Origin of the sequence: Aminobacter niigataensis (assembly GCF_946995915.1) — a bacterium.
Taxonomy (GTDB): Bacteria; Pseudomonadota; Alphaproteobacteria; order Rhizobiales; family Rhizobiaceae; genus Aminobacter; species Aminobacter niigataensis.
Window position 1 is genome coordinate 4897485 of record NZ_OX341517.1, and the last position, 21371, is coordinate 4918855.

The window sequence follows — 21371 nt, forward strand, 5'->3', positions numbered from 1 at the left end:
GTCAAAACTCGGCCGCTTTACGCGGCCAGAGCCTTACCGAAGGCCGAGGCGTAGACCAGCTCGCCGGTCTCGGGCGCATCGCCCCAGGCCAGCGCCTGCAGCGCCTCGCACTGGTAGTCGCTTTCGAACTTGGCCGCGCGGTCGTGCGTATAGCCGAAGCGGCCGTAATAGGCCGGATCGCCGAGCACCACGGCCAGCGTCTCGCCGCCATCCTTGAGGCGGATATGAGCCTCGCGGATCAGCGCGCCACCGATGCCGGTACCGTGGAAATCGGGCTCGACTGCCAGCGGTGCAAGCGCAACTGCCGGAACAGTCTTGCCGCCGTTTTGGACATAGAGCCTGGAAAACAGGATGTGGCCGACAACGTCGCCATCTTCTTCGGCCACCAGTTCGACGACCGCGTCGCCCTCGGCGACCAGTGCATCGACGAGGCCGGCTTCGGCCTGCTGCCCGAAGGCGTGTTCCTCGACGAGGCGGATCGCCTCGCGGTCGCGGGGCGTGGCCGCCCGGATCGACATCATGCTCATGACAACTTCATTCCTTTTTCGATCTTGGCACCGCGCAGGAATTCATCCGCGGTGACGGGTTTTCCTCCCGCCCTTTGTACCTCGACCAGCCTGACGGCGGCTTCGCCACAGGCAATCTCCAACCGGTCGTCGAGAACCGTTCCCGGCTCTCCTTGTCCGGCGGCACGTTGCGAGCGCAACACTTTCAAGCGCTCTGTTCGTCCACCGATCTCGAATTCGCACCAGGCGCCGGGAAATGGCGACAGGCCGCGGATATTGTTGTCGACCGCCGTCACCGGCAAGGTCCAATCGATCCGCGTCTCCGCTTTATCGATTTTTTTGGCGTAGGTCACGCCTTCGCTGGCCTGGGGCACCGTTTCCAGCCTGCCCGCTTCGAGCTCAGCCAGCGCTTCTACCATGAGCGAGGCACCTACCGCCATCAGACGATCGTGCAACTCGCCAGCCGTCATGTCGGGTCCGATCGCGACTTTTTCAAGTCGCCCGACCGGTCCGGTGTCCAATCCCTCTTCCATCCGCATGACCATCATACCGGTTTCAGCATCACCGGCCATGATCGCGCGCTGGATGGGTGCGGCCCCGCGCCAGCGCGGCAGGAGCGAAGCATGGCCGTTGTAGCAGCCGAGCCGAGTGCCTTCGAGAATGGCCTTCGGCAGCAACAAGCCATAGGCCACGACCACGGCGACATCGGCCTTGAGCCCGGCGAATGCCGCATGCTCTGCGTCGCTTTTCAGCGAAAGCGGCGTGCGCACCTCGATGCCCAGCCGCTCGGCCTCGCGCTGCACCGGTGAGGGCGTGAGCTCCAGTCCGCGACGGCCCGCGGCGCGCGGCGGCTGCGAATAGACGGCGACGACCTCGTGGCCAGCCTCGGCGATCGCACGCAGCGTCGGCACGGAAAAATCCGGCGTTCCCATGAAGATGACGCGAAGGCTCATGAGGGTATGCGGTCCAGCAAGCTAGGCCCGGCCGGCGACTGCCAACCGTTCAGGCCATCGCTTCAAACGGGTTTACGAGCCTGAGGTCAAGTCCGTCGAAGTCGCGGATGTTGCGCGTGGCGAGCTCTGAGGCAAACAGAGCGGGATCAACCCACCATGCGGCTCGGCGGACGGTCCTTGGCGAGCTTCTTGAACTTGCGCAGCACCATGTCGCGCTTGAGCTTGGAGATGTAGTCGATGAACAGCACGCCATCGAGGTGGTCGATCTCGTGCTGCAGGCACGTGGCGAGCAGGCCGTCGGCCTCGACCTCCTGCTCCTTGCCGTTCTCGTCGAGATACTTGACCCGAACCGCCGACGGACGCTCGACCTCGGCATAATAGTCGGGGATCGACAGGCAGCCTTCCTCGTAGACCGAGCGTTCGTCGCTGCGCGAAAGCACTTGCGGATTGATGACTACGCGCGGCGCCGGCTCCTCGCCCTCCTTGGCAAGGTCGAGCACCAGCATGCGCAGCGGCTCGCCTACCTGGATGGCGGCAAGGCCGATGCCCGGCGCGTCATACATGGTGTCGAGCATGTCGCGCGCGAACTTGCGCACGTCGTCGTCGATGCGCTCCACGGGCCTGGAAAGCTCGCGCAGCAGTGGATCGGGAAGGATGATCAGCGGCTTGATAGTCATGTGCCTCAACTAAGATGTCGGAATAAAACCGTCAACCGGTGGCATGGGGCGATGTTCCTGTTTTGATCTGACCGTAGGATGCGAATCGGTTATGGTGCCGGCCATGAACGACCTTTCCAGCATCTTGTCCGCTCCCATCGCCCAGCTTGGCGCCACCATCATCACGCTCGGCCAGGCGCTTGGTTTCGGCGCCCTGCTGTTCGTGATCCTGCTCGCCGTCCTCATGATCGCCTTGTGGCGATCGGCAAAGGCGCGCGCGGTGGCGGCCGCCGAAGCCGCCGATCACGCCCGCGACGCGGAAGCCCGCATGGCCGGCATCCTGCAGGCGCAGGCGGAGATGCAGGGGCGGCTCGGCACGGTTGCCGACATCTTCGGCGCGCGCCAGGCCGAGCTGACGCAGTCGCTCGGCCAGCGTCTCGACGCCATGACCGGCCGCATCGGCCAGACCATGGCCGAGCAGACGAAATCGACGCATGACAGCCTGGCCAAGCTGCAGGAGCGGCTCGCCGTCATCGACACGGCCCAGGGCAACATCCAGTCGCTCGCCGGCCAGGTGGTGCAGTTGCAGGCGATCCTGTCCAACAAGCAGACGCGCGGCGCCTTCGGCCAGTCGCGGATGGAGGCGATCGTCGCCGACGGGCTGCCTCTCGGCGCCTATGAGTTCCAGGCGACGCTGTCGAACAACAACCGGCCGGACTGCCTGGTCAAGATGCCCAATGGCGCACCGTCTCTGGTGATCGATGCCAAGTTTCCCCTCGAGGCCTGGAACGCCATCCGTGCCGCAGCCGACGTCGATGGCGCTGCAGACGCGCAGAAATATGCCGCGCAGGCGTTCCGGCGCGATCTCGAGGTGCACATCAAGGCGATCGCCGACAAGTACCTGATCTCGGGCGAGACGCAGGACACGGCGTTCATGTTCGTGCCGTCGGAATCGATCTTCGCCGAGATCCACGAGAATTTCGAATCACTGGTGCACCGGGCGCATCGCGCCCGCATCGTGATCGTCTCGCCATCGCTTTTGATGCTGTCGATCCAGGTCATCCAGGCGATCCTCAAGGATGCGCGGATGCGCGAGCAGGCGCACCTGATCCAGGGCGAGGTCATCCGCCTGATGGAGGATGTCGGCCGCCTCGACGAGCGCGTGCGCAAGCTGCAGACCCATTTCGGCCAGGCCAGCAAGGACATCGACGACATCCTGGTGTCGTCGTCCAAGGTCACCAAGCGCGGCGAAAAGATCGAGGCGCTGGAATTCGGCGCCTCGCATGCCGGCGAATCGGACGAAGCCGCGAAACCTCAAGCGCCGAATGGCCGCGCCGCCGACTCCAAGACGGGCCAGCTCAGGCTGCGGGTAGTCGAGGAAAGCGAATAGGGCGTCGCTAGGACTGCTTCTCGACCGTCTCCATGCCTTCGAATGCGGGCAGCCAGTGCAGGGCCGAGCGGTGCCAAACCTGCTTGCGCGGAACCAGTTGCTCGCGCTGGCTGGATGTCCCGGTCCTGAGGCCGTAGACCTTCGGACCGTCGCCGACCGAGGTGGCGAAGAGATGCGACCCACACTCGGCGCAAACCCTTGTGCCCGCTTGTTGCCGCTCTCGCCGGTCTTCACGTAGATCCTGGGTGTGCCCGTGAACGCGATCTTGTCCTCTGCGACCGGAACCGTCACGCGAAATGCAGTGCCGGTCAGCTTCTGGCAGTCGGTGCAATGGCAGATCGCCGTATTCTCGGGGTCGACCTCGGCCATGTAGGTGATGGCGCCGCAATGGCAGCCGCCTTCAATCTTCATTGAAATTCCTCCTTTTCCTCACGATTCTATTCCGTCTCAGGCGCCGCCGTATCCCCGGTCACAAGTCTATCCCGCCGCTCGCGCCAGCGCTCGGAAGTCTGCGGCTTGATGAAGACCGCACTCACCTCGGGGACTTCCGCCTTGAGCTTGTTCTCCAGCCGCTCGACGCAGGTTTCGATATCGGCCGCCGAGATGTGGTCGACAAAATCGAGGCTGAGGCCAGCGACGATCTGCTCGGGGCCCATGTGCACCGTCAGCACGCCGTTGGCCTTTTCGACCGCCGGGTCGGCCTGGGCAACCTCCAGGATCTTGGCCTGCATATCGGGCAAGGCGGGCTCTCCCATCAGCAGCCCCTTGCTCTCCCGGGCGAGGAACACCGCCGTCGCCGCGAGAATCAGGCTGATGCCGATGGATGCGGCGCCGTCCATCCAGGGCTGCTCGAAATACTGCGCCGCGGAAATGCCGATGAGCGCGATGACCAGCCCGAGCAGGGCTGCGCTATCCTCGAACAGCACGGTGTAGACGCTGGGATCCTTGCTGCGCCGCACGGCCTGGATGTAGCCGAGGCTGCCTTTGCTGCGCCGGAACTCCTTGAGCGCGACCAGCCAGGAGCCACCTTCAAAGACCATGCACAGGCCAAGCACCACGTAATTGACGAGCGGGTTTTCGATCGGCTCGGGATCGAGCATGTGGATCACGCCCTCATAGAAGGCGACGCCGGCACCGAGCGGAAAGACCAGAAGTGCGACGATGAAACTCCAGAAATAGAGCTCGCGGCCGTGGCCGAATGGATGCAGGCGGTCGGGCGGCTGGGCGGCGCGCCGAAGCCCATAGAGCAGCAAAAGCCCGTTGCCGGTATCGACCAGCGAGTGCACGCCTTCCGACAGCATCGCTGAACTGCCGGTGAAGGCGGCGGCGACAAACTTGGTGACGGCGATCAGCAGGTTGCCGGCGATTGCCGCAAAGATCACAAATCTGGAGCCGGAGTGTGCCACCGTCAGTTCCTCGCGAGAGGCAACTGTAGCGGGCGCCGGGCTGGGCTCAAGCCAATTCGTGGCTGCGAAACAAGCGGCTGGTGGCTCAACACCCCTCTTGCAAGCGAGACAACTTCGCGTTTCACTTCGTGTCTCAGCAGCGGGAGAAACGAATCATGGCCAAGGGTGCGATGAAAGCCGGGAAAGAAGCCCGGAAACCCAAAAAAGACGCCAAGAAGCCAGCACCAGCGCCGGCATTCAAGGCGCCTCCGGTGCAAGCCACCAAGATCAAGGACAAGTAGGCTCTGGTCTCGGCTTGATATCAATCACCAGACGCCCGGTCTCGGCCGGGCGTCTGGTTGATTCTTCTTCCAAAAACCCCATCTATCCTGGCGCAGGAACGATCTTGCGCCTCCCCCAAAAAACCGGTCGGGACGACCCGCCATCCAATGGAGCGTTCCATGGCTTGGACTTATCTGTTTCTTGCTGGACTGTTTGAGATCGGCTGGGCCATCGGGCTGAAATACACGGACGGCTTTTCGAAGCCGATGCCGACTGTCCTCACCATCGCCTCGATGATCGTCAGCCTCGGCCTGCTCGGCCTGGCGCTGAAGACGCTGCCCGTCGGCACGGCTTATGCCATCTGGACCGGCATCGGCACGGTCGGCACGGCGATGCTTGGCATCTGGCTTCTGGGCGAGCCGGCAACGGCGCTCCGCCTCGCCTGCATCGGCCTGATCGTGTCCGGCATCGTCGGCCTCAAGCTCGTCGCCTGATCGCGCAGTCGCGGAATGGCCTGGCCTGCCCAACCGGGCGGGCTACGGCAATCTGCATGCCGACGACCTGCGGACACGCCAAAGCGGCCCGCGCCCCGGGCTTGGCAAAACCCCGGTCGCGAACCACCAGCAATGAGAATTCGCGCAATCGGACCTGGCTAGCAGGCCGATGCGTCTTTCAGGCGAGCGTGTCCTGCAATCAGCCGAAATTGGCCGAAGGCGGCATCCGCTTGCCGCGCGCCTTGCGCGCTGCGTAACGCGCGTCACGCTTGGCCTTGCGCTCAGCCTCGTCGGAGAGCACGCGGCTGATACGGTCGGCCTCTTCAGCCTCGCGTGCCTTGGCTTCCGCCTGCGCGGCCTCTTCGGCGGCCAGGCGTTCAGCTTCGGCCTTGGCTTCGCGTTCGGCCTTTTCGATGGCTTCACGAGCCAAGCGTTCCTGCCGCAGCTTTTCCTTTTCGGCTTCGCGGATGGCGCGTGCCTCTAGGATCGCCTTGCGTTCAGCCTGGCGTGCCACAACCGCTGGATCGTCAGCTGCCGGGCGTGCCTTGTACTTTTCGAGGAGAGCTTTCTTTGCGTCATTGGCGGCGTTACGCCGTTCGAAGACGTCTTTTTCCCTGTAGATTGCCAATTTGATTTCCCTGGAGTCACTTCGCGCCGCTTACATACGCGCGCAAAGGCAGAGTTCAAGCGCCAAAAAGGCATGTCTCCCATGAATTCGCGTGATGTTGCGGATAGGAAACGCTCTTTGGCGCCAATCTCGATATGGATTGTTCACTAGTCCGCATCTGGCGGCTTCGTGGAGCGATGGCTACCTGTAGCACGAATGTCAGCGACAGGACCAGCGATATGGAACTTGGCCTTTACACTTTTGCCGACGTCAGCCCGGAAGCAGGCCCGGGAGCCATTGGACCGCATCAGCGGTTGCGCAATCTCATCGAAGAAATCGAACTGGCCGACCAGGTCGGGCTCGATGTGTTCGGTCTTGGCGAGCACCACCGCCCGGATTACGCAGCCTCTGCGCCGGTCGTCGCGCTTGCTGCCGCAGCCGAGCGCACCAAGCGCATCCGGCTGACCAGCGCCGTCACCGTGCTTTCCTCCGACGATCCCGTGCGCGTGTTCCAGCAATTCGCCACCCTCGACCAGCTTTCCGGCGGCCGCGCGGAGATCATGGCCGGTCGCGGCTCGTTCATCGAATCGTTCCCGCTGTTCGGCTACAACCTCGAGGACTACGACGATCTGTTCGCCGAAAAGCTCGACCTGCTGCTGGCGCTGCGCGACAGCGAGCGCGTGACGTGGTCGGGCACGCATCGCGCGTCGATCGACGATCGCGGCGTCTATCCTCGCCCCTATCAGGACAAGCTGCCGATCTGGATCGCCATCGGCGGCACACCGCAATCGGCAGCGCGCGCCGGCGTGCTCGGCCTGCCGTTGGCGCTTGCCATCATCGGCGGCGAGCCGGCACGATTCGCACCGCTTTTCGACCTCTATCGCGAGGCGGCGCGGCGCGGCGGGCAGGACCCGGCCAAGCTTGCCACCAGCATCAACGTCCATGGCTTCGTCGGCGAAACCACCGAGCAGGCGGCCGACGACTTCTACCAACCGCAGGCCGAGGTGATGAACCGCATCGGCCGCGAGCGCGGCTGGGGACCGACTTCAAGGGCGCATTTCGACCAATCGCGTTCGCCGCAAGGCGCGCTGTTCGTCGGCAACCCGGAGGTGGTGGCCGAAAAGATCGTGGCACAGCACAAGCTGTTCAAGAACGAGCGCTTCCTGCTGCAGATGGCGATCGGCATCATGCCGCACGACAAGATCATGAAGGCGATCGAGCTCTACGGCACCAAGGTGGCGCCGCTGGTGCGCAAGGAACTGGGCGCCTCGCCCGCCGAGACGACAGCCTGAAACCGCTGGACCAAAACTTACCGTGAACGGGAAGGTTTGTTTGCGGGGGTAGCGGTTCCTATATCCGGCGGGTCCCTACCCGCCGGAGCTGCATCATGACCACCCTTTCCGTCCTCGACCTTTCGCCGGTCACCGAAGGCAGCACTGCCGCGCAATCGCTCCGGAATACGCTCGATCTGGCCCGCCACGCCGAGACACTCGGCTTCCACCGCTACTGGCTGGCCGAGCACCACAACATGGCCGGCATCGCGAGTGCTGCGACCTCGGTCGTCATCGCCCATGTCGCGGCCGGCACCAGCACCATCCGAGTCGGCGCCGGCGGCATCATGCTGCCCAACCACGCGCCGCTGGTGATCGCCGAGCAGTTCGGCACGCTGGCCGCCCTGCACCCCGGCCGCATCGACCTCGGTATCGGCCGGGCGCCGGGCACCGACATGCTGACCGCACGCGCCCTGCGCCGCAATCTTGAAGCCGGCGTCGACAATTTCCCGCAGGATGTCGTCGAGCTGATAGGCTACTTCGAGCCGGCGACGCCGGAGCAGCGCATCCGCGCCGTACCCGGCGAGGGCGAGCAGGTCGAGGTCTGGGTGCTCGGCTCCAGCCTTTATGGCGCGCAACTCGCCGCCATGCTTGGCCTGCCCTACGCATTCGCCTCCCATTTCGCGCCCGCCGAGCTCGACCATGCGATCGAGATCTACCGCTCGCGCTTCCAGCCCTCGGAGCGGCTGGCCAAGCCCTATGTCATGGCCGGCATCAATGTCGTGGCCGCGGAGACCGACGCGGAGGCGAAGCTCCTGTTCACCTCGGTGCAGCAGGCCTTCGTCAATCTGCGCAGCGGCCGCCCAGGCAGGCTTCCGGCCCCGGTCGAAGGCTACGAGCGCGACCTTGACCCGGTCGCCCGCCAGATGCTGTCGCAGACGCTCGCCTGCGCGGTGGTCGGTTCGCCCGAAACCGTCCGCCGCGGCGTCGAGGCGTTCATCGCCCGCACCGGAGCAGACGAACTGATGGTGACGGCTCAGGTCTTCGACCATGAGGCGCGCAAGCAGTCGTACGAGATTTTGGCGGAAGTCGGCGCCGGACTGGCAAAAGCGGCCTAGTCTGGTGTCTTACCTTCTCCCCTTGTGGGAGAAGGTGGATCGGCGCGAAGCGCCGAGACGGATGAGGGGTGTTGGAAGAAATACGAGGCGGCAGGAGCGAGCGCGGGAATACGCACAGTTTCGAAGGCTGCACTCCGTCCAGCAACCCCTCATCCGACTTCGCTTCGCTCGGCCACCTTCTCCCACAAAGGGAGAAGGAAGATTATCGCATCGCCTCGACGATGCCCTTGTCCGGAAAGCAGGTCGCCGACCGACCGTTCTTGGCCTGCCAGTCGCCGATCGAGCGACGGGTCTTGAACCCCGGCAACCCATCGGCGCCGCCGACGTCGTAGCCGAGCTTTTCCAGCCCACGCTGCATGGCGGCGATGTCGGAGCGGTAGAGCCCGTCGACCTTGCCCCAGCTGCCGGCGAAGCGCCTGTCGCCTGACGCGATCCGGTCGGCGCCATGGCCGATGAACAGCGCATAGACGTCGCTCTCGTTGTATTCCTTGAGCACGTAGAAATTGGGCGTGACGATGAAGGCAGGCCCGTTGCGTCCCGCCGGCATCATCAGGAAACCTTCGGCCCTCGCTTCGTTTTGCGGGAATGGCTTGCCGCCGATACGGCCGATGCCCATCGCCGCCCAGTCGGCGATTTTTTTGCCCTGGTCAGGACCCTCCAGAGCGCAGGTTACGGTATCCGGCACCGACACCTCGAAACCCCAGTCGCGCCCCTTCACCCAGCCGTAATGGACAAGATAGTTGGCGATCGAGGCCAGCGTGTCGGGCGTCGAGTTCCAGATGTCGGCGCGGCCGTCGCCGTCGAAATCGACGGCATGCTCGAGGAACGACGTCGGCAGGAACTGCGGCTGGCCAAGCGCGCCGGCCCAGGACGAGCGCATGGCCTTGCGGCTGACCAACCCGCGCTCGACCATCTCAAGACCGGCGAGCAACTCCTTGCGGAACATGTCCTTACGGGTGGCGAGAAATGCCTTGGTGCCCAGCACCTCGAAGGCATCGTAAGGCATCTTGGCGGCGCCAAAGCCAGACTCGCGGCCCCATATGGCGAGCACCACGCCGCGGGGCACGCCGAAGCGCTTTTCGATCGCGGCAAGCGTTTTGGCATTGGAGCCGGCACGCGTGCGCCCGCCTGCACTGACCGCACCCAGGGTCTTCTCGGCGAAGTAGTTGCCTGGCGAACCGAACTCGGCCTGGTGCTGCTTCTTCGGCGTCTTCGGCTTTTCGCCGGGCAAGACGAGGTCGGGCAACTTGAGATTGGGCGAGACGCCGGCGAAAGCCGCGTCGAATGTCGCCCTGGAGATGCCCTTGGCCTTGGCTTCCGGCCAGAGGTCCTTCGCCAGCCAGGCCTGGAACTGGCTGTCGATGGGGGCAGCGGAGGCTGGGGCGGCGCAGGCCAAGAGTCCTATCACCAGCGAAGCCAGGAACTGGCGCAAGGATTGCGCTCCACGTTGCCCCCCTCTGTCCTGGCGGACATCTCCCCCACAAGGGGGGAGATTGGCGGCTGCGCCCTCACCGCTCGTCGTGCAACGACGGTGGAGATTGGCCAAAGGTGCGATGAGGGCTGATCTCCTCCCTTGTGGGGGAGATGTCCGGCAGGACAGAGGGGGGCAACTTAGGGCGCCGATCATCCAACCTCCCTGCAAGCCAATTGCGTCAAAACACGGTCCGCGACTTGAGGGCCGCGGAAAGCGTGCCTTCGTCGAGATAATCGAGTTCGCCACCGACCGGCACGCCATGTGCCAGCCGCGTGATCTTCACGTCGAAGCCGGAGAGCTGGTCGGTGAGATAGTGCGCCGTGGTCTGGCCCTCGACGGTGGCGTTGACCGCCAGGATGACCTCGCTGACGCCGCCCTCGGCGATGCGGGTCACCAGTTGTTTGATGGTCAGCTGGTCCGGCCCCACGCCATCCAGCGGCGACAGCGTGCCACCAAGCACATGGAAACGCGCATTCATGGCGCCAGCCCGCTCCAGCGCCCAGAGATCCGACACGTCCTCGACGACGATGATGGTGGTCGGGTCGCGACGCGGATCGGTGCAGATCATGCAGGGATCGGAGGTATCGACATTGCCGCAGGTCGAGCAGACGCGCACCTTGTCGACCGCTTCGCCCATGGCGGCAGCCAGAGGCGCGAGCAGTTGCTCTTTCTTCTTGATCAAATGGAGGGCTGCGCGGCGGGCCGAACGGGGCCCAAGCCCCGGCACCTTGGCCAGTAGCTGAATCAGGCGTTCGATCTCGGGACCGGCGATTCGCTTCGACATGGAAGCGGTATAAAACGAGGAGCGAATGGTGAGTAGCGAATAGTGACGAAGCGCCGACCGGCTGCTCCTGTCTTCTTTCCCTATTCGCTATTCGCTACTCCCTATTCGCTCAGTCGCTCATCGGCCTGTCCTGGCTGGCAATCAGCGCGCCGATCGCGTCGGCATCCGCTGATGTCGCCTGGAACGACATCGCACTGGCCAGTGCCGCATTGGAACCGGCGGAAGCGACGGTCGTCGGCCTCTCCTCGACAACGCCCGGCAGCGCCTGTGGTTCGGCTGAAGCGACCATGGTTTCGGCCTCGATCGCTGCAGGCAGCGGCTTCCTGCGGCTGCGCTTCTCGTAGAAGGCGTTGCCGCCGGCCACTGTCGTGTAGTGCATGTTCTTGTAGGGGAACTTCAGCCCGGCCGTGTGGAAGAACATCACTTCGGGCTTCACCTTCGGATGGCGTTCGCCTTTGAGCACGGCGTCGGCAGCCGCCTGCACGTCGGGCAAGGCTTTCGAATTCATCGGCCGCGACAGCACGCCGGGCGCGAACTGGCCCTTCTGGCCGACCACACCGCAGACCGTTTCGCCATATTCGCCCGACTTGAGACGGTTCATGACGACGCTGCCGACGGCAACGAGGCCGTCGCGGCTCGAGCGGTTGGATTCGAAGAACATCGCCCGCGCCAGGCACTCCTTGTCCTTCGCCGTATAGGCGTAGGAACCGGAACGAACCGAGCTCGTGGTGACCCCGTCAGCGAGTTTGCTGGTGGTGCATCCGGACACGATGAACAGCGAGACCAGGATGCCGACAAGGATCGGCATCTTCCATTTGTTGGCGATCAAAAAGCGCCCCTCTTGCAGTCCCGCCACGTCCCCAGATTGCAGCAACAATGAGCCCATTTCGGGCAAAATGATGGCCGAAGGCCGAAATGTGGCAATCGGCAGGGTCGCCTCTGCAACGCCCGGTCGCTATGGTCGCTGCCAAGACGCGGCGCAACGGCCGAGAAGCAGAGGAAGACGATCGTGAAAGCTGTCCTGTTCGAGCAATTCGGCCAGCCGCCAAAGATACAGAGCGTGGCCGATCCGACGCCTTCGCCGGCAGGCGTGGTGATCAAGGTCGAGGCGACCGGCCTGTGCCGCAGCGACTGGCACGGCTGGATGGGACACGACGCCGACATCGTGCTGCCGCACGTGCCGGGTCATGAGCTTGCCGGCACGGTGTCTGCCCTGGGCAAGCTGGTGACGCAATGGAAGGTCGGCGACCGCGTGACCGTGCCCTTCGTCGGCGGTTGCGGCCGTTGCTTCGAATGCACGTCGGGCAACCACCAGGTCTGTGAACATCAATTCCAGCCCGGGTTCACGGCCTGGGGCTCGTTTGCCGAATATGTCGCCGTCGATTTCGCCGACACCAACCTGGTGCGGCTGCCGGAAAAGCTGGATTTCGCCACGGCGGCCAGCCTCGGCTGCCGCTTTGTCACCTCGTTCCGGGCGGTCGTCGATCAGGGCCGGGTCAAGCCGGGCGAATGGGTCGCCGTGCACGGCTGCGGTGGCGTCGGGCTGTCGGCGATCATGATCGCGGCGGCTGCCGGGGCCAAAGTGATCGCCATCGACCTCGCCGACGACAAGCTGGAGTTCGCCAGGAAAGTCGGCGCCGTGGCGACGATCAATGCCTCAGGCGACAAGGACGTCGTCGGTGCTGTCAGGGAGATCACCAAGGGCGGCGCGCATCTTTCGCTCGACGCGCTCGGCCATCCCACCACCTGCTTCAACTCGATCGCCAATTTGCGTCGCCGCGGCCGGCACGTGCAGGTCGGGCTGATGCTCGGCGATCACCATCACCCCAGGATTCCGATGGACAAGGTGATTGCCCACGAGCTCGAAATCCTCGGCAGTCACGGCATGCAGGCGTTCCGCTACCAGGCGATGATGGAGATGATCGACGCCGGCAAGCTCAAGCCGCAGATGCTGGTCGGCAAGCATCTCAGCCTCAACGAAGCGCCCGCCGCACTGATGGCGATGGACCGGTTCGAGGGGCTTGGGATCAGTGTGGTGACGAGGTTCTAGGGGCAAGTAGCGAATAGCGATGAGCAACGGCGCCTGATGATCAAGCGCCGCCCTGCTATTCCCTACTCACTTTTCGCTCGTCTCAGAACGGCAGCTTCATGCCGGGCGGGATCGGCAGGCCTGCCGTCAGCGCCTTGGTCTTTTCCTGCATCGTCGCCTCGACCTTGGCCTTGGCGTCGTTATGGGCGGCGACGATCAGGTCCTCGAGGATCTCGCCCTCGCCTTCCTTCAGCAACGACGGGTCGATCTTCAGCGACTTCATCTCCGACTTGCCGGAAAGGGTGACGGTGACGAGCCCGCCGCCGGACTGGCCGGTGGCTTCGATCAGGGCGACCTCTTCCTGCATGGCCTGGAGTTTGGCCTGCATTTCCTTCGCTTTGCCCATCAGGCCGAGCAGATCCTTCATGGTCGTATTCCTTTCGTCTCAGAACGGGTCGTCATCGTCGTTGTCCACGCCGGGATCGGGCGGCAACTCGGTGTCGGTATCCAGATCGGGCGCGTCCGGCTGCGTCGGCAGGCGCACATCGATGATCTTGGCGCCGGGAAAGCGCGACAGGATCGCGGCCACGGTGGGATCGGCCTTCGCATCGGTAAGGGCGACCTCGCGCTTGTTGGCCTCGATCTCGGCGAGCGTGGCACCGCCTTCGTCCTTCGAAAGCGACACCAGCCAGTGGCGCCCGGTCCAGGCCTTCAGCTTGGTGGTCAGGTCGTTGAGAAAAGTCCGTGGCGCGTCCACGGTCAGGCTGACCTCGATATGGCCCGGCTCGATGCGGACCGGCCGAACCACGCGGCGGATCAGCACCTTGAAGGCCATCTCGCGATTGGTTTCGGCAAGCGCCGCCAGATCAGCGATCGACTTGACCGGCACCGCGTCGGCCACCGGCTCGGGTGCCGGCGTCGGCGCGACAAAAGCTGTGGGTGCAGGCGTCGTTTCCACCAGGCGCATGGCCTGGCCACCGCCATTGCTGACCGGCATGCGGGCTTGGGAAACGGCCGAAGCGCCAGGTCCACCATTGCCGCCGCCCGCAGGCATGCCGCCATTGCGTGGGCCGGATGCGGGTTGTGACGGCGCATCGCCCAGCGACTTCAACGCCTCGTCGAGCGTCGGCAGGTCGGCGGCGTGCGCCAGCCGGATCAGCACCATCTCTGCGGCGCTGACAGGCCGGTTGGACGACTGCACTTCGGGGATACCCTTGAGCAGCATCTGCCACGCGCGGGACAGGACCCTGACCGACAAGCTCTGGGCGAACTCCCCGCCCCTCTTGCGCTCGTCTTCCGACAGCGAGGCGTCGTCGGCCGCGGACGGCACGAAACGCAGGCGCGTGACGAGATGGGTGAATTCGGCGAGATCGTTGAGCACGGCGACCGGGTCGGCGCCGGTGTCATACTGGGCGCGCAGTTCGCCAAGGGCAGCGGCGATGTCGCCCTTCATGACGTTTTCGAACAGGTCGACGACACGGGCACGGTCGGCAAGGCCGAGCATGGCGCGCACCGCATCCGTCGTCACCTTGCCGCCGCCATGGGCGATGGCCTGGTCGAGGATCGACAGCGAATCGCGCGCCGAGCCTTCGGCTGCACGGGCAACCATGGCAAGCGCGTCATCCTCGACCGCAATGCCTTCCTGCTGGGCGATGCTCCTGAGATGGCCGACCAGCTTGCCGGCATCGATGCGGCGCAGGTCGAAGCGCTGGCAGCGCGACAGCACCGTGATCGGAACTTTTCGGATTTCGGTGGTGGCGAAGATGAACTTCACATGCGGAGGCGGCTCTTCCAGCGTCTTCAGCAGGCCGTTGAAGGCCTGCGTCGAAAGCATGTGCACCTCGTCGATGATGTAGACCTTGTAGCGCGCCGAAACGGGCGCATAGCGTACGCGCTCGATGATGTCCCTGATGTCGTCGATGCCAGTGTGGGAGGCCGCGTCCATTTCGATGACATCGACATGGCGGCCTTCCATGATCGACTGGCAATGCTCGCCGAGCACCGACAGGTCGACCGACGGCCGGTCGATGTCCGGGGTCTTGTAGTTGAGGGCACGGGCCAGAATGCGGGCGGTGGTGGTCTTGCCGACGCCGCGGACACCGGTCAGCATCCAGGCTTGAGCGATGCGCCCGCTGGAAAAAGCGTTGGTCAGCGTCTGAACCATCGGCTCCTGGCCGACGAGGGCTGAGAAATCCGCAGGGCGGTACTTGCGCGCGAGAACGCGGTAAGCCTTGCTCTTATCGGTTTGTCCGGCTTCGCTCATCCGCCCCGTTCGCTCGCCCGTTCGTAGTGGCGCCCCTGCCTCGACCCCACAGGGCCGATTCCGCGAAACGAGTTTCGCCCGCACGGCGCAACGCCGTCAATGACGCGGAGAAGGGCGAAGAGGCGGGAGGCTGGAACAATGACCCGTTCCGGGCTCGTTAGGGCTGCTTCCTTCCGGACCTGACCCGGTTGGCGAGTGGATCGTCCACCACCAACCTCCCAATCCCCATATCGGCAATTGCCGCAGCAATTGCAAGAGCCAAGCAGGCACCGCCTGCAAACATGCCCCTCTATCGTCCCTCCGGTAGCCCATCAGATTGATCGAAGCACGGCGGCCGAGAGCAATGATTCGCTTGCAGCGGCAGCAGGCAGGCTCTAGCCTCCGCATGAACAGGGAAAACGCCAATGATGTCGGGGCTCAAGGCCGGGTTTGCGCTGGATTCGCGTCTCGACACCGACAGCGAGCCCTTGATGTGGCTTGGCTTGTGCGAATTGCGCGTCATGAACGACCAGCGCTGGCCCTGGCTGATCCTGGTGCCGCAACGCTCCGGCATCGAGGAAATCCACGACCTGACCCCGCTCGACCAAGCCATGCTGACCTTCGAAAGCAACATGGTGGCCCATGCGCTGAAGCGCGTAACCGGCTGCGCCAAGATCAACAGCGGTGCACTCGGCAATGTCGTGCGGCAGCTGCATTTCCATGTCGTCGCCCGCTCCGAGGGCGACCCCGGCTGGCCCGGCCCGGTCTGGGGCCATGGCGTGCGCGAGCCTTATCGCCGCGACGACCTCCACCGGTTTGCCGAGAACATCAAGGCCGCCCTATAAGGGCATCCCCCGACCCAGCGCCTGAGTCCACGCAATGCATTTCAGCCTGTCCAACGCGCCCGAGCGCGAAGCCAGCCAGTTCCTCGGTTTTGCCGGCAACGTCATCGACCGCCAGTCGGAAAAGCGCAGCGACGATTCCGCCCGGCTGGCGTTGGCCGAGCCCGGCGCGCGGTTGCTGCTGATCGGCGCGGGACGGTTGGTGCTCGATTTCAGCACCGGCGCGGCCAGCCCATATTTCACGGTCACCGCAGCCCAGACCATCGGCATCCAACCCGACGCCGCGATCCTGCTCGGCCGGGTCGACGATGTCGCCATGCTCGCGGTGCCTGTCGCCGTCGAGCCGGAAACCCTGCCCGAGCACCTCAAGGCGGTCGATTTCCGCTCGATCCTGACGCAGGGCCTGATCGACGGCGCCGGCCTCGGTGCCATGGCGCAAGGTGCCGCCCTGCTCGCCTGGCATGCAACCCACCGTTTCTGCGGCCGCTGCGGCGGGCCGACCGAGATGCGCGCCGGCGGCTACAAGCGGCGGTGCACTTCCTGCGACGCCGAGCACTTCCCGCGCACCGACCCGGTGGCCATCATGCTGACCGTGTCGGGCGACCGGTGCCTGATGGGGCGGGGCCGGCATTTCGCGCCCGGGGTCTACTCGGCGCTCGCCGGCTTCATCGAGCCGGGCGAAACGATCGAGGCGGCGGTGCGGCGCGAAACGCTGGAGGAATCCGGCATCAGGCTCGGCCGCGTCGTCTACCACTCGAGCCAGCCCTGGCCGTTCCCCTACTCGCTGATGATCGGCTGCTATGGCGAAGCGCTGAACGAGGACATCGTGCCTGATACCGCCGAGCTCGAGGATTGCCGCTGGTTTTCCCGTGCCGAGGTGCTGCAGATGCTCGACGGCACGCACCCCGGAGAACTCCGGGTGCCGCCGCCCCACGCCATCGCCCACCAGCTGATCCACGCTTGGGCGAAAACGCTCAACAAAATGCCTGACTAAAGTCCGATAATTCTTGCCTGCCCGCACATGCCTGACTATAGTCAGGCAATGGACAAGGCTCTGCAAGTCACCCGGATTCGCAGCTTCAACCGCACGGTGACCCGCCGTATTGGCGTGCTGGAAGACAGCTATCTCAGCCGTGGGCGCCCGCTCGGCGAGGCACGGGTCATTTTCGAAATCGGGCTGGAAGGCGCGGGGCTCGGCGTGCTCCGCTCGCGGCTTGGGCTGGATTCGGGCTATCTCAGCCGGATGTTGCGTTCGCTCGAGGCACAGGGCCTCGTCGCCGTCGGCAAACACGCCGGCGACGCCCGCAGCCGCCGCGCGACGCTGACCCAAAAGGGCCGCGACGAGCACGCAGCCTATGACGCCTTGTCGGACGAATTGGCGAATTCCATTCTCGATCCGCTTTCGGTGTCGCGGCGAGATCGCCTCGTTGCCGCGATGGCAGAGGTCGAGCGCCTGCTTATGGCAGCGTCGATCACGATCGGCGAGGAGGCTCCCAATTCTGCGGAAGCGCGGCAATGCCTGGCGCAGTATTTCGACGAACTCGCAGAGCGTTTCGAAAAGGGGTTCGACCCGGCCAGGGGAAACACAACCACAGAGGAAGAGTTCATCCCTCCCCGTGGCAGTTTCGTGATCGCACGGCTTGACGGACGCCCCGTAGGCTGCGCGGCACTGCGCATGATCGATGCCACGACCGCGGAGATCAAGCGGATGTGGGTCGCGCCTTCCGCACGCGGGCTTGGCATTGCCAGCCGCCTGCTGCTCAAGCTGGAAGCGATCGCGGCAGGTCTTGGCGCGAAAACGGTGTGCCTCGACACCAACCGGGCGCTCAAGGAGGCGCAGACTCTCTACCGCCGTGAGGGCTACGAGGAAATTGCGCGCTTCAACGACAATCCCTATGCCGACCACTGGTTCGAGAAACGCCTGTAGAGCACTTCGCCGGCAGCATCTGGCGACACGCGCCTAAAACTCCGGCACGGCCTTCACCCAGCGAAACTGGTTGGCAAGCATGACCTGACCATCCCCACGAATATAGGGCCTGATTGCGTCGGCAAGCGCGTCGCGAACCTTATGGGCGCCTGAATGGCGCTCGGCTCGGGTGACCATCCCGGCCGAGGCAAAGGCACGCAATGCCGTGCCGGAATCGGGAAAGGCGATGGTCTCGTCAAGCACGCCAGAACCGATCGGTGTCAGCCCTGCCATGCGCAGAAGGCCCTCGATCACGCCAGGCTCGGCGAGTGGAAGGGGCGGCACAGGTGATGGCGGCAGCAATGGACCGAGCGCCCGTATCGCCGCCAGTTGCAGCTGGCATCTATCCCGCTGCCCCCAGACCAGCATGAAAACGCTGCCACCGCTGTCACAGACGCGAGCGGCCTCGCCCAGCGCACGAATCATGTCGCCCGCGAATTGGAACGAATTGATGCCGGTCACGATATCGAAGGCACCGTCAGCGAAGGGCAGTTCCTCCATCTCGCCGGCTTCTATCTGGGCGTCCGGCAGGCGCTCCCGCGCAATGGCGACGAAGGCCTCCGAGGCGTCGATGCCTGAAACCTCCGCCCCACGATCGCGAGCGATCACGAGTGCCCCGCCGGTGCCGCAGCCGATGTCGAGCAGTCGCCTGCCCTGCCCGACGCCGGCCAGAGCCATGGCGGCCCCAAACACCGGCAGCCAGGCGGGTTCCTGGGCCTCCGCCCAGTCTCGCGCCTTGGCGCCCCACAATTCACCCTGGATTGCTGCCGTGCCCATGACGACGTCCTAGCGTGGACGATGCTGCGCCAGGTGCGGCGAACTCACAATTCAATCTGCGGTGAGCAGGCTGCGGCTCAGTCGCCGTTGGCCTGCGTGCCGCGGAACTCATTGGCTTCGTAGACGCCGAGGATGCGCACCTCGCGAGTGAAGAAACGCAGCTCCTCCAAGGCAAGCGCCACGAGACGGTCGTCGGGGTGACCCTCGATATCGGAATAGAACTGGGTAGCGGTGAACTCGCCGCCGAGCTGGTAGCTTTCCAGCTTGGTCATGTTGACGCCATTGGTGGCGAAGCCGCCCATGGCCTTGTAGAGGGCGGCCGGCACGTTGCGGACGCGGAAGACGAAGGTCGTCATCATCTTCGTCTCGGGATTGGTGCGCTCGGCCCAGCTCTTGCCCTTGGACAGGACGACGAAACGGGTGATGTTGTTTTCCGTGTCCTCGACGTTCTCCTCGAGGATGTCGAGGCCGTAGAGCGACGAGGCCAGACGCGGCGCAAGTGCTGCCATCGTGCGGTCCTTGACCTCGGCGACGAGCTTGGCCGCACCGGCGGTATCGCCGGCAACGACCGGCTTCCAGTTGTTCTTGCGGATGTATTTGCGGCACTGTCCGAGCGCGTGGATGTGGCTGTGCACCGTCTTGATCTCGGAGCGCTTGACGCCCGGCAGCACCATCAGCTGGAAATGGATCGGCAGGAAATATTCGCCGACGATGTGCAGCTTGGATTCAGGCAAGAGGTGATGGATGTCGGCGACGCGGCCGGCGATCGTGTTTTCGATCGGGATCATGGCGAGATCGGCCTTGCCGGTTTCGACCGCGTTGAATGCGTCCTCGAAGGTCGGGCACGGCAACGGTTCCATGGTCGGATAGACGTTGCGGCAGGCGGCGTCGGAATTGGCGCCCGGCTCGCCCTGGAAGGCAATCTTGTTGGTCGTGGTCGGCATGGTTGGCCTGTCTTGTCTATCTGGAGAGGATTTCGCGGGCACGTTCGAGGTCTTCGGGCGTATCTACGCCGAGCGGTACCGACGAGACGATCTCGGCGTCGATGCGCATGCCGGCTTCGAGCGCGCGCAACTGCTCGAGGCGCTCGCGCTTTTCGAGCGGTGACGGCCCGAGCCGGACGAACCGTTCGAGTGCCGCACGGCGATACGCATAGAGCCCGATGTGGTGGTAGAGCGGCCCCTCGCCCCAGGGGGCAGTCGCGCGCGTAAAGTAGAGCGCCTTCAGACGCCGCACCGAAAGGGCGGAGCCGACGATCTTGACGACGTTGGGGTTGGTCTTTTCTTCCTCTCGGACGATCTCGACGCCGAGCGTGGCAATGTCGACGGCTGCTTCAGCCAATGGCCGGAAGGCAGCCCGGATCAGTTCCGGGTCGATGGTCGGCAAGTCGCCCTGGACGTTGACCACCGTGTCGACCTCGCCCTTGGGATCGAGCCTGGTCAGCGCCTCGAAGATGCGGTCCGAACCCGACTCATGGTCGGCGCGTGTCATCACCGCCTCGAAGCCATGCGCCCTCACCGTTTCCGCGACGATGTCGGTGTCCGTGGCCACCACGACACGGCCCAGGCCGCTTTCCGAAGCGCGGGCGGCGACATGGACGATCATCGGGCGGCCGGCGATGTCGGCGAGCGGCTTGCCCGGAAGGCGCGTCGAGGCCATGCGGGCGGGGATCAGGACGAGAGTGGACATGGCTTAGCTGCGGCTGTCTCGAAATGGCGTGGAAAAGTGTCAAAAGGTCTCACTGGAAGCGCCCTTATAGGTGTTGCAACCGGCAAGCAAAAGACCTAGTTTCCGCGCGATTTCACCCGGCCGGCCGGGCGATAGACGATACCGACGAACGGCAACGGTCGCAGAGGATGGCGATCGGCCGGATAAGGGAGCCAGGGGCGTATGGACTCATTCGAAATCAACAAGGTGCTCGGCGGCCTGCTGGGCACTGCCTTTGTGGTGTTCTCCATCTCGCTCGTCTCGGACGCGATTTTCGCTGCGCCGGTTCCCGAGAAGCCAGGCTTTGCCATCGAGGCTGCCGAAGAAGGTGGCGCAGCAGCAGGTGGTGGCGAAGCGGCTCCGGCCGCAGTACCGGTCGCCCAGCTGCTGGCCAGCGCCAATGCAGAAGCGGGTGCTGCCGTGTTCAAGAAGTGCACAGCCTGTCACTCCATCGAAAAGGGTGGCCCCAACAAGGTCGGACCGGATCTCTGGGCCGTGGTCAACCGCCCGATCGCCTCGCATGAAGGCTTCTCCTATTCGGGCGCGATGAAGGAATTCTCGCAGGGCGGTTCGGTCGTCTGGGACTTCGAGCACCTGAACCACTTCCTGGCTTCGCCGAAGGGCTACATCAAGGGCACGGCAATGGGCTTCGCCGGCATCAAGAAGGATGACGAGCGCGCCAACCTGCTGGCCTATCTGAACTCGCAGTCGGACAGCCCGGCACCGCTGCCCGCGGCAGACGCGGCTCCTGCCGCTGAGCCGACAGCAGCGCCGGCTGGCGAGGCTCCGGCAGCTCCCGCTGGAGGCGCCGCACCGGCTGCTCCCGCAGAGGGCGCTGCCCCGGCAGCACCGGCAGAGGGTGCAGCTCCGGCTCCGGCCGCGCACTAA

General features: G+C 64.7%; 23 protein-coding genes, 1 other RNA gene and 1 pseudogene. 10 read left to right on the plus strand and 15 right to left on the minus strand.

From position 1 onward, the window contains the following. Positions 1–17: 17 nt before the first annotated feature. From O1Y97_RS24110 to def, 3 genes are all read right to left on the minus strand, one after another. On the minus strand, positions 18–527 hold the full coding sequence (locus O1Y97_RS24110; RefSeq protein WP_318762650.1) for a GNAT family N-acetyltransferase: 510 nt from the start codon (positions 525–527) through the stop codon (positions 18–20). After that, positions 524–1459, minus strand: a complete 936-nt coding sequence (fmt, locus tag O1Y97_RS24115) for a methionyl-tRNA formyltransferase (protein ID WP_318762651.1) — start codon at positions 1457–1459, stop codon at positions 524–526. Before fmt ends, O1Y97_RS24110 begins: the two co-directional genes overlap by 4 nt. 146 nt (positions 1460–1605) lie before the next feature. Then, positions 1606–2136, minus strand: a complete 531-nt coding sequence (gene def, locus O1Y97_RS24125; protein WP_108609497.1) for a peptide deformylase — start codon at positions 2134–2136, stop codon at positions 1606–1608. A gap of 103 nt (positions 2137–2239) precedes the next feature. On the opposite strand from def, the gene O1Y97_RS24130 reads away from it, so the two are divergent. Further along, positions 2240–3505, plus strand: a complete 1266-nt coding sequence (locus O1Y97_RS24130; RefSeq protein ID WP_183264130.1) for a DNA recombination protein RmuC — start codon at positions 2240–2242, stop codon at positions 3503–3505. 7 nt (positions 3506–3512) lie between these two features. Here O1Y97_RS24130 and O1Y97_RS24135 read toward each other — a convergent pair. Together O1Y97_RS24135 and O1Y97_RS24140 are read right to left on the minus strand one after the other, a co-directional pair. Beyond that, positions 3513–3916 (minus strand): annotated as a pseudogene (locus tag O1Y97_RS24135) (GFA family protein). A gap of 26 nt (positions 3917–3942) precedes the next feature. Then, positions 3943–4911: a cation diffusion facilitator family transporter gene (locus O1Y97_RS24140; protein ID WP_404801234.1), complete on the minus strand. Its 969-nt coding sequence runs from the start codon at positions 4909–4911 to the stop codon at positions 3943–3945. Positions 4912–5066: 155 nt separating this feature from the next. On the opposite strand from O1Y97_RS24140, the gene O1Y97_RS24145 reads away from it, so the two are divergent. Both O1Y97_RS24145 and sugE read left to right on the plus strand, forming a co-directional pair. Continuing rightward, positions 5067–5192 carry a hypothetical protein gene (locus O1Y97_RS24145; RefSeq protein WP_108609499.1) on the plus strand — a complete coding sequence of 42 codons (126 nt, stop codon included), beginning with the start codon at positions 5067–5069 and terminating at the stop codon, positions 5190–5192. A gap of 159 nt (positions 5193–5351) precedes the next feature. Continuing rightward, the gene (gene sugE, locus O1Y97_RS24150) at positions 5352–5666 is read left to right on the plus strand and encodes a quaternary ammonium compound efflux SMR transporter SugE (RefSeq protein ID WP_108610073.1); all 315 of its coding nucleotides are present in this window, start codon (positions 5352–5354) and stop codon (positions 5664–5666) included. A 199-nt stretch (positions 5667–5865) separates the two neighbouring features. On the opposite strand, the gene O1Y97_RS24155 is transcribed toward sugE, so the two are convergent. After that, entirely contained in the window at positions 5866–6294 is a 429-nt protein-coding gene (locus tag O1Y97_RS24155; protein ID WP_108609500.1) for a DUF6481 family protein, read from the minus strand. 218 nt (positions 6295–6512) lie between these two features. Here O1Y97_RS24155 and O1Y97_RS24160 point away from each other — a divergent pair, with 218 nt between their 5' ends. Both O1Y97_RS24160 and O1Y97_RS24165 read left to right on the plus strand, forming a co-directional pair. Further along, positions 6513–7565, plus strand: coding sequence for an LLM class flavin-dependent oxidoreductase (locus tag O1Y97_RS24160; protein ID WP_318762652.1), 1053 nt, complete (start codon positions 6513–6515; stop codon positions 7563–7565). Positions 7566–7660: 95 nt separating this feature from the next. Further along, complete coding sequence (locus O1Y97_RS24165) at positions 7661–8662, plus strand: LLM class flavin-dependent oxidoreductase (protein WP_318762653.1); 1002 nt, start codon at positions 7661–7663, stop codon at positions 8660–8662. Between the two features lie 202 nt (positions 8663–8864). Here the strand turns inward: O1Y97_RS24165 and O1Y97_RS24170 are convergent, their stop codons facing one another. From O1Y97_RS24170 to O1Y97_RS24180, 3 genes are all read right to left on the minus strand, one after another. After that, the gene (locus tag O1Y97_RS24170; protein ID WP_318762654.1) at positions 8865–10094 is read right to left on the minus strand and encodes a lytic murein transglycosylase; all 1230 of its coding nucleotides are present in this window, start codon (positions 10092–10094) and stop codon (positions 8865–8867) included. 220 nt (positions 10095–10314) lie between these two features. Beyond that, entirely contained in the window at positions 10315–10920 is a 606-nt protein-coding gene (gene recR / locus O1Y97_RS24175) for a recombination mediator RecR (RefSeq protein ID WP_108609504.1), read from the minus strand. A 109-nt stretch (positions 10921–11029) separates the two neighbouring features. Beyond that, entirely contained in the window at positions 11030–11749 is a 720-nt protein-coding gene (locus tag O1Y97_RS24180) for a cell wall hydrolase (RefSeq protein ID WP_318762655.1), read from the minus strand. Positions 11750–11929: 180 nt separating this feature from the next. On the opposite strand from O1Y97_RS24180, the gene O1Y97_RS24185 reads away from it, so the two are divergent. Continuing rightward, entirely contained in the window at positions 11930–12970 is a 1041-nt protein-coding gene (locus tag O1Y97_RS24185) for a zinc-dependent alcohol dehydrogenase family protein (RefSeq protein ID WP_318762656.1), read from the plus strand. A gap of 82 nt (positions 12971–13052) precedes the next feature. Here O1Y97_RS24185 and O1Y97_RS24190 read toward each other — a convergent pair whose 3' ends face one another. The 3 genes from O1Y97_RS24190 to ffs form a co-directional block, all read right to left on the minus strand. Then, positions 13053–13376: a YbaB/EbfC family nucleoid-associated protein gene (locus O1Y97_RS24190; RefSeq protein ID WP_108609506.1), complete on the minus strand. Its 324-nt coding sequence runs from the start codon at positions 13374–13376 to the stop codon at positions 13053–13055. An 18-nt stretch (positions 13377–13394) separates the two neighbouring features. Next, positions 13395–15212 carry a DNA polymerase III subunit gamma/tau gene (locus O1Y97_RS24195; protein ID WP_318762657.1) on the minus strand — a complete coding sequence of 606 codons (1818 nt, stop codon included), beginning with the start codon at positions 15210–15212 and terminating at the stop codon, positions 13395–13397. Between the two features lie 122 nt (positions 15213–15334). Beyond that, an RNA gene (ffs, locus tag O1Y97_RS24200) (signal recognition particle sRNA small type) lies at positions 15335–15431 on the minus strand. A 185-nt stretch (positions 15432–15616) separates the two neighbouring features. On the opposite strand from ffs, the gene O1Y97_RS24205 reads away from it, so the two are divergent. The 3 genes from O1Y97_RS24205 to O1Y97_RS24215 are packed head-to-tail and all read left to right on the plus strand — an operon-like array spanning position 15617 to position 17960. Next, positions 15617–16036, plus strand: coding sequence for an HIT domain-containing protein (locus O1Y97_RS24205; protein WP_108609508.1), 420 nt, complete (start codon positions 15617–15619; stop codon positions 16034–16036). Positions 16037–16070: 34 nt separating this feature from the next. Then, entirely contained in the window at positions 16071–17027 is a 957-nt protein-coding gene (gene nudC, locus O1Y97_RS24210) for an NAD(+) diphosphatase (protein ID WP_108609509.1), read from the plus strand. 27 nt (positions 17028–17054) lie between these two features. Further along, positions 17055–17960, plus strand: a complete 906-nt coding sequence (locus O1Y97_RS24215; RefSeq protein WP_245439539.1) for a bifunctional helix-turn-helix transcriptional regulator/GNAT family N-acetyltransferase — start codon at positions 17055–17057, stop codon at positions 17958–17960. Between the two features lie 33 nt (positions 17961–17993). Here the strand turns inward: O1Y97_RS24215 and O1Y97_RS24220 are convergent, their stop codons facing one another. The 3 genes from O1Y97_RS24220 to O1Y97_RS24230 all read right to left on the minus strand — a co-directional run bounded on the left by O1Y97_RS24220 (position 17994) and on the right by O1Y97_RS24230 (position 20465). Further along, positions 17994–18776, minus strand: a complete 783-nt coding sequence (locus O1Y97_RS24220; protein ID WP_108609511.1) for a class I SAM-dependent methyltransferase — start codon at positions 18774–18776, stop codon at positions 17994–17996. A gap of 77 nt (positions 18777–18853) precedes the next feature. Continuing rightward, the gene (locus tag O1Y97_RS24225; protein ID WP_318762658.1) at positions 18854–19720 is read right to left on the minus strand and encodes a prephenate dehydratase; all 867 of its coding nucleotides are present in this window, start codon (positions 19718–19720) and stop codon (positions 18854–18856) included. Between the two features lie 16 nt (positions 19721–19736). Next, positions 19737–20465 carry a 3-deoxy-manno-octulosonate cytidylyltransferase gene (locus O1Y97_RS24230; protein WP_318762659.1) on the minus strand — a complete coding sequence of 243 codons (729 nt, stop codon included), beginning with the start codon at positions 20463–20465 and terminating at the stop codon, positions 19737–19739. Positions 20466–20666: 201 nt separating this feature from the next. Here O1Y97_RS24230 and O1Y97_RS24235 point away from each other — a divergent pair, with 201 nt between their 5' ends. Next, positions 20667–21371: a c-type cytochrome gene (locus O1Y97_RS24235; protein WP_108609514.1), complete on the plus strand. Its 705-nt coding sequence runs from the start codon at positions 20667–20669 to the stop codon at positions 21369–21371.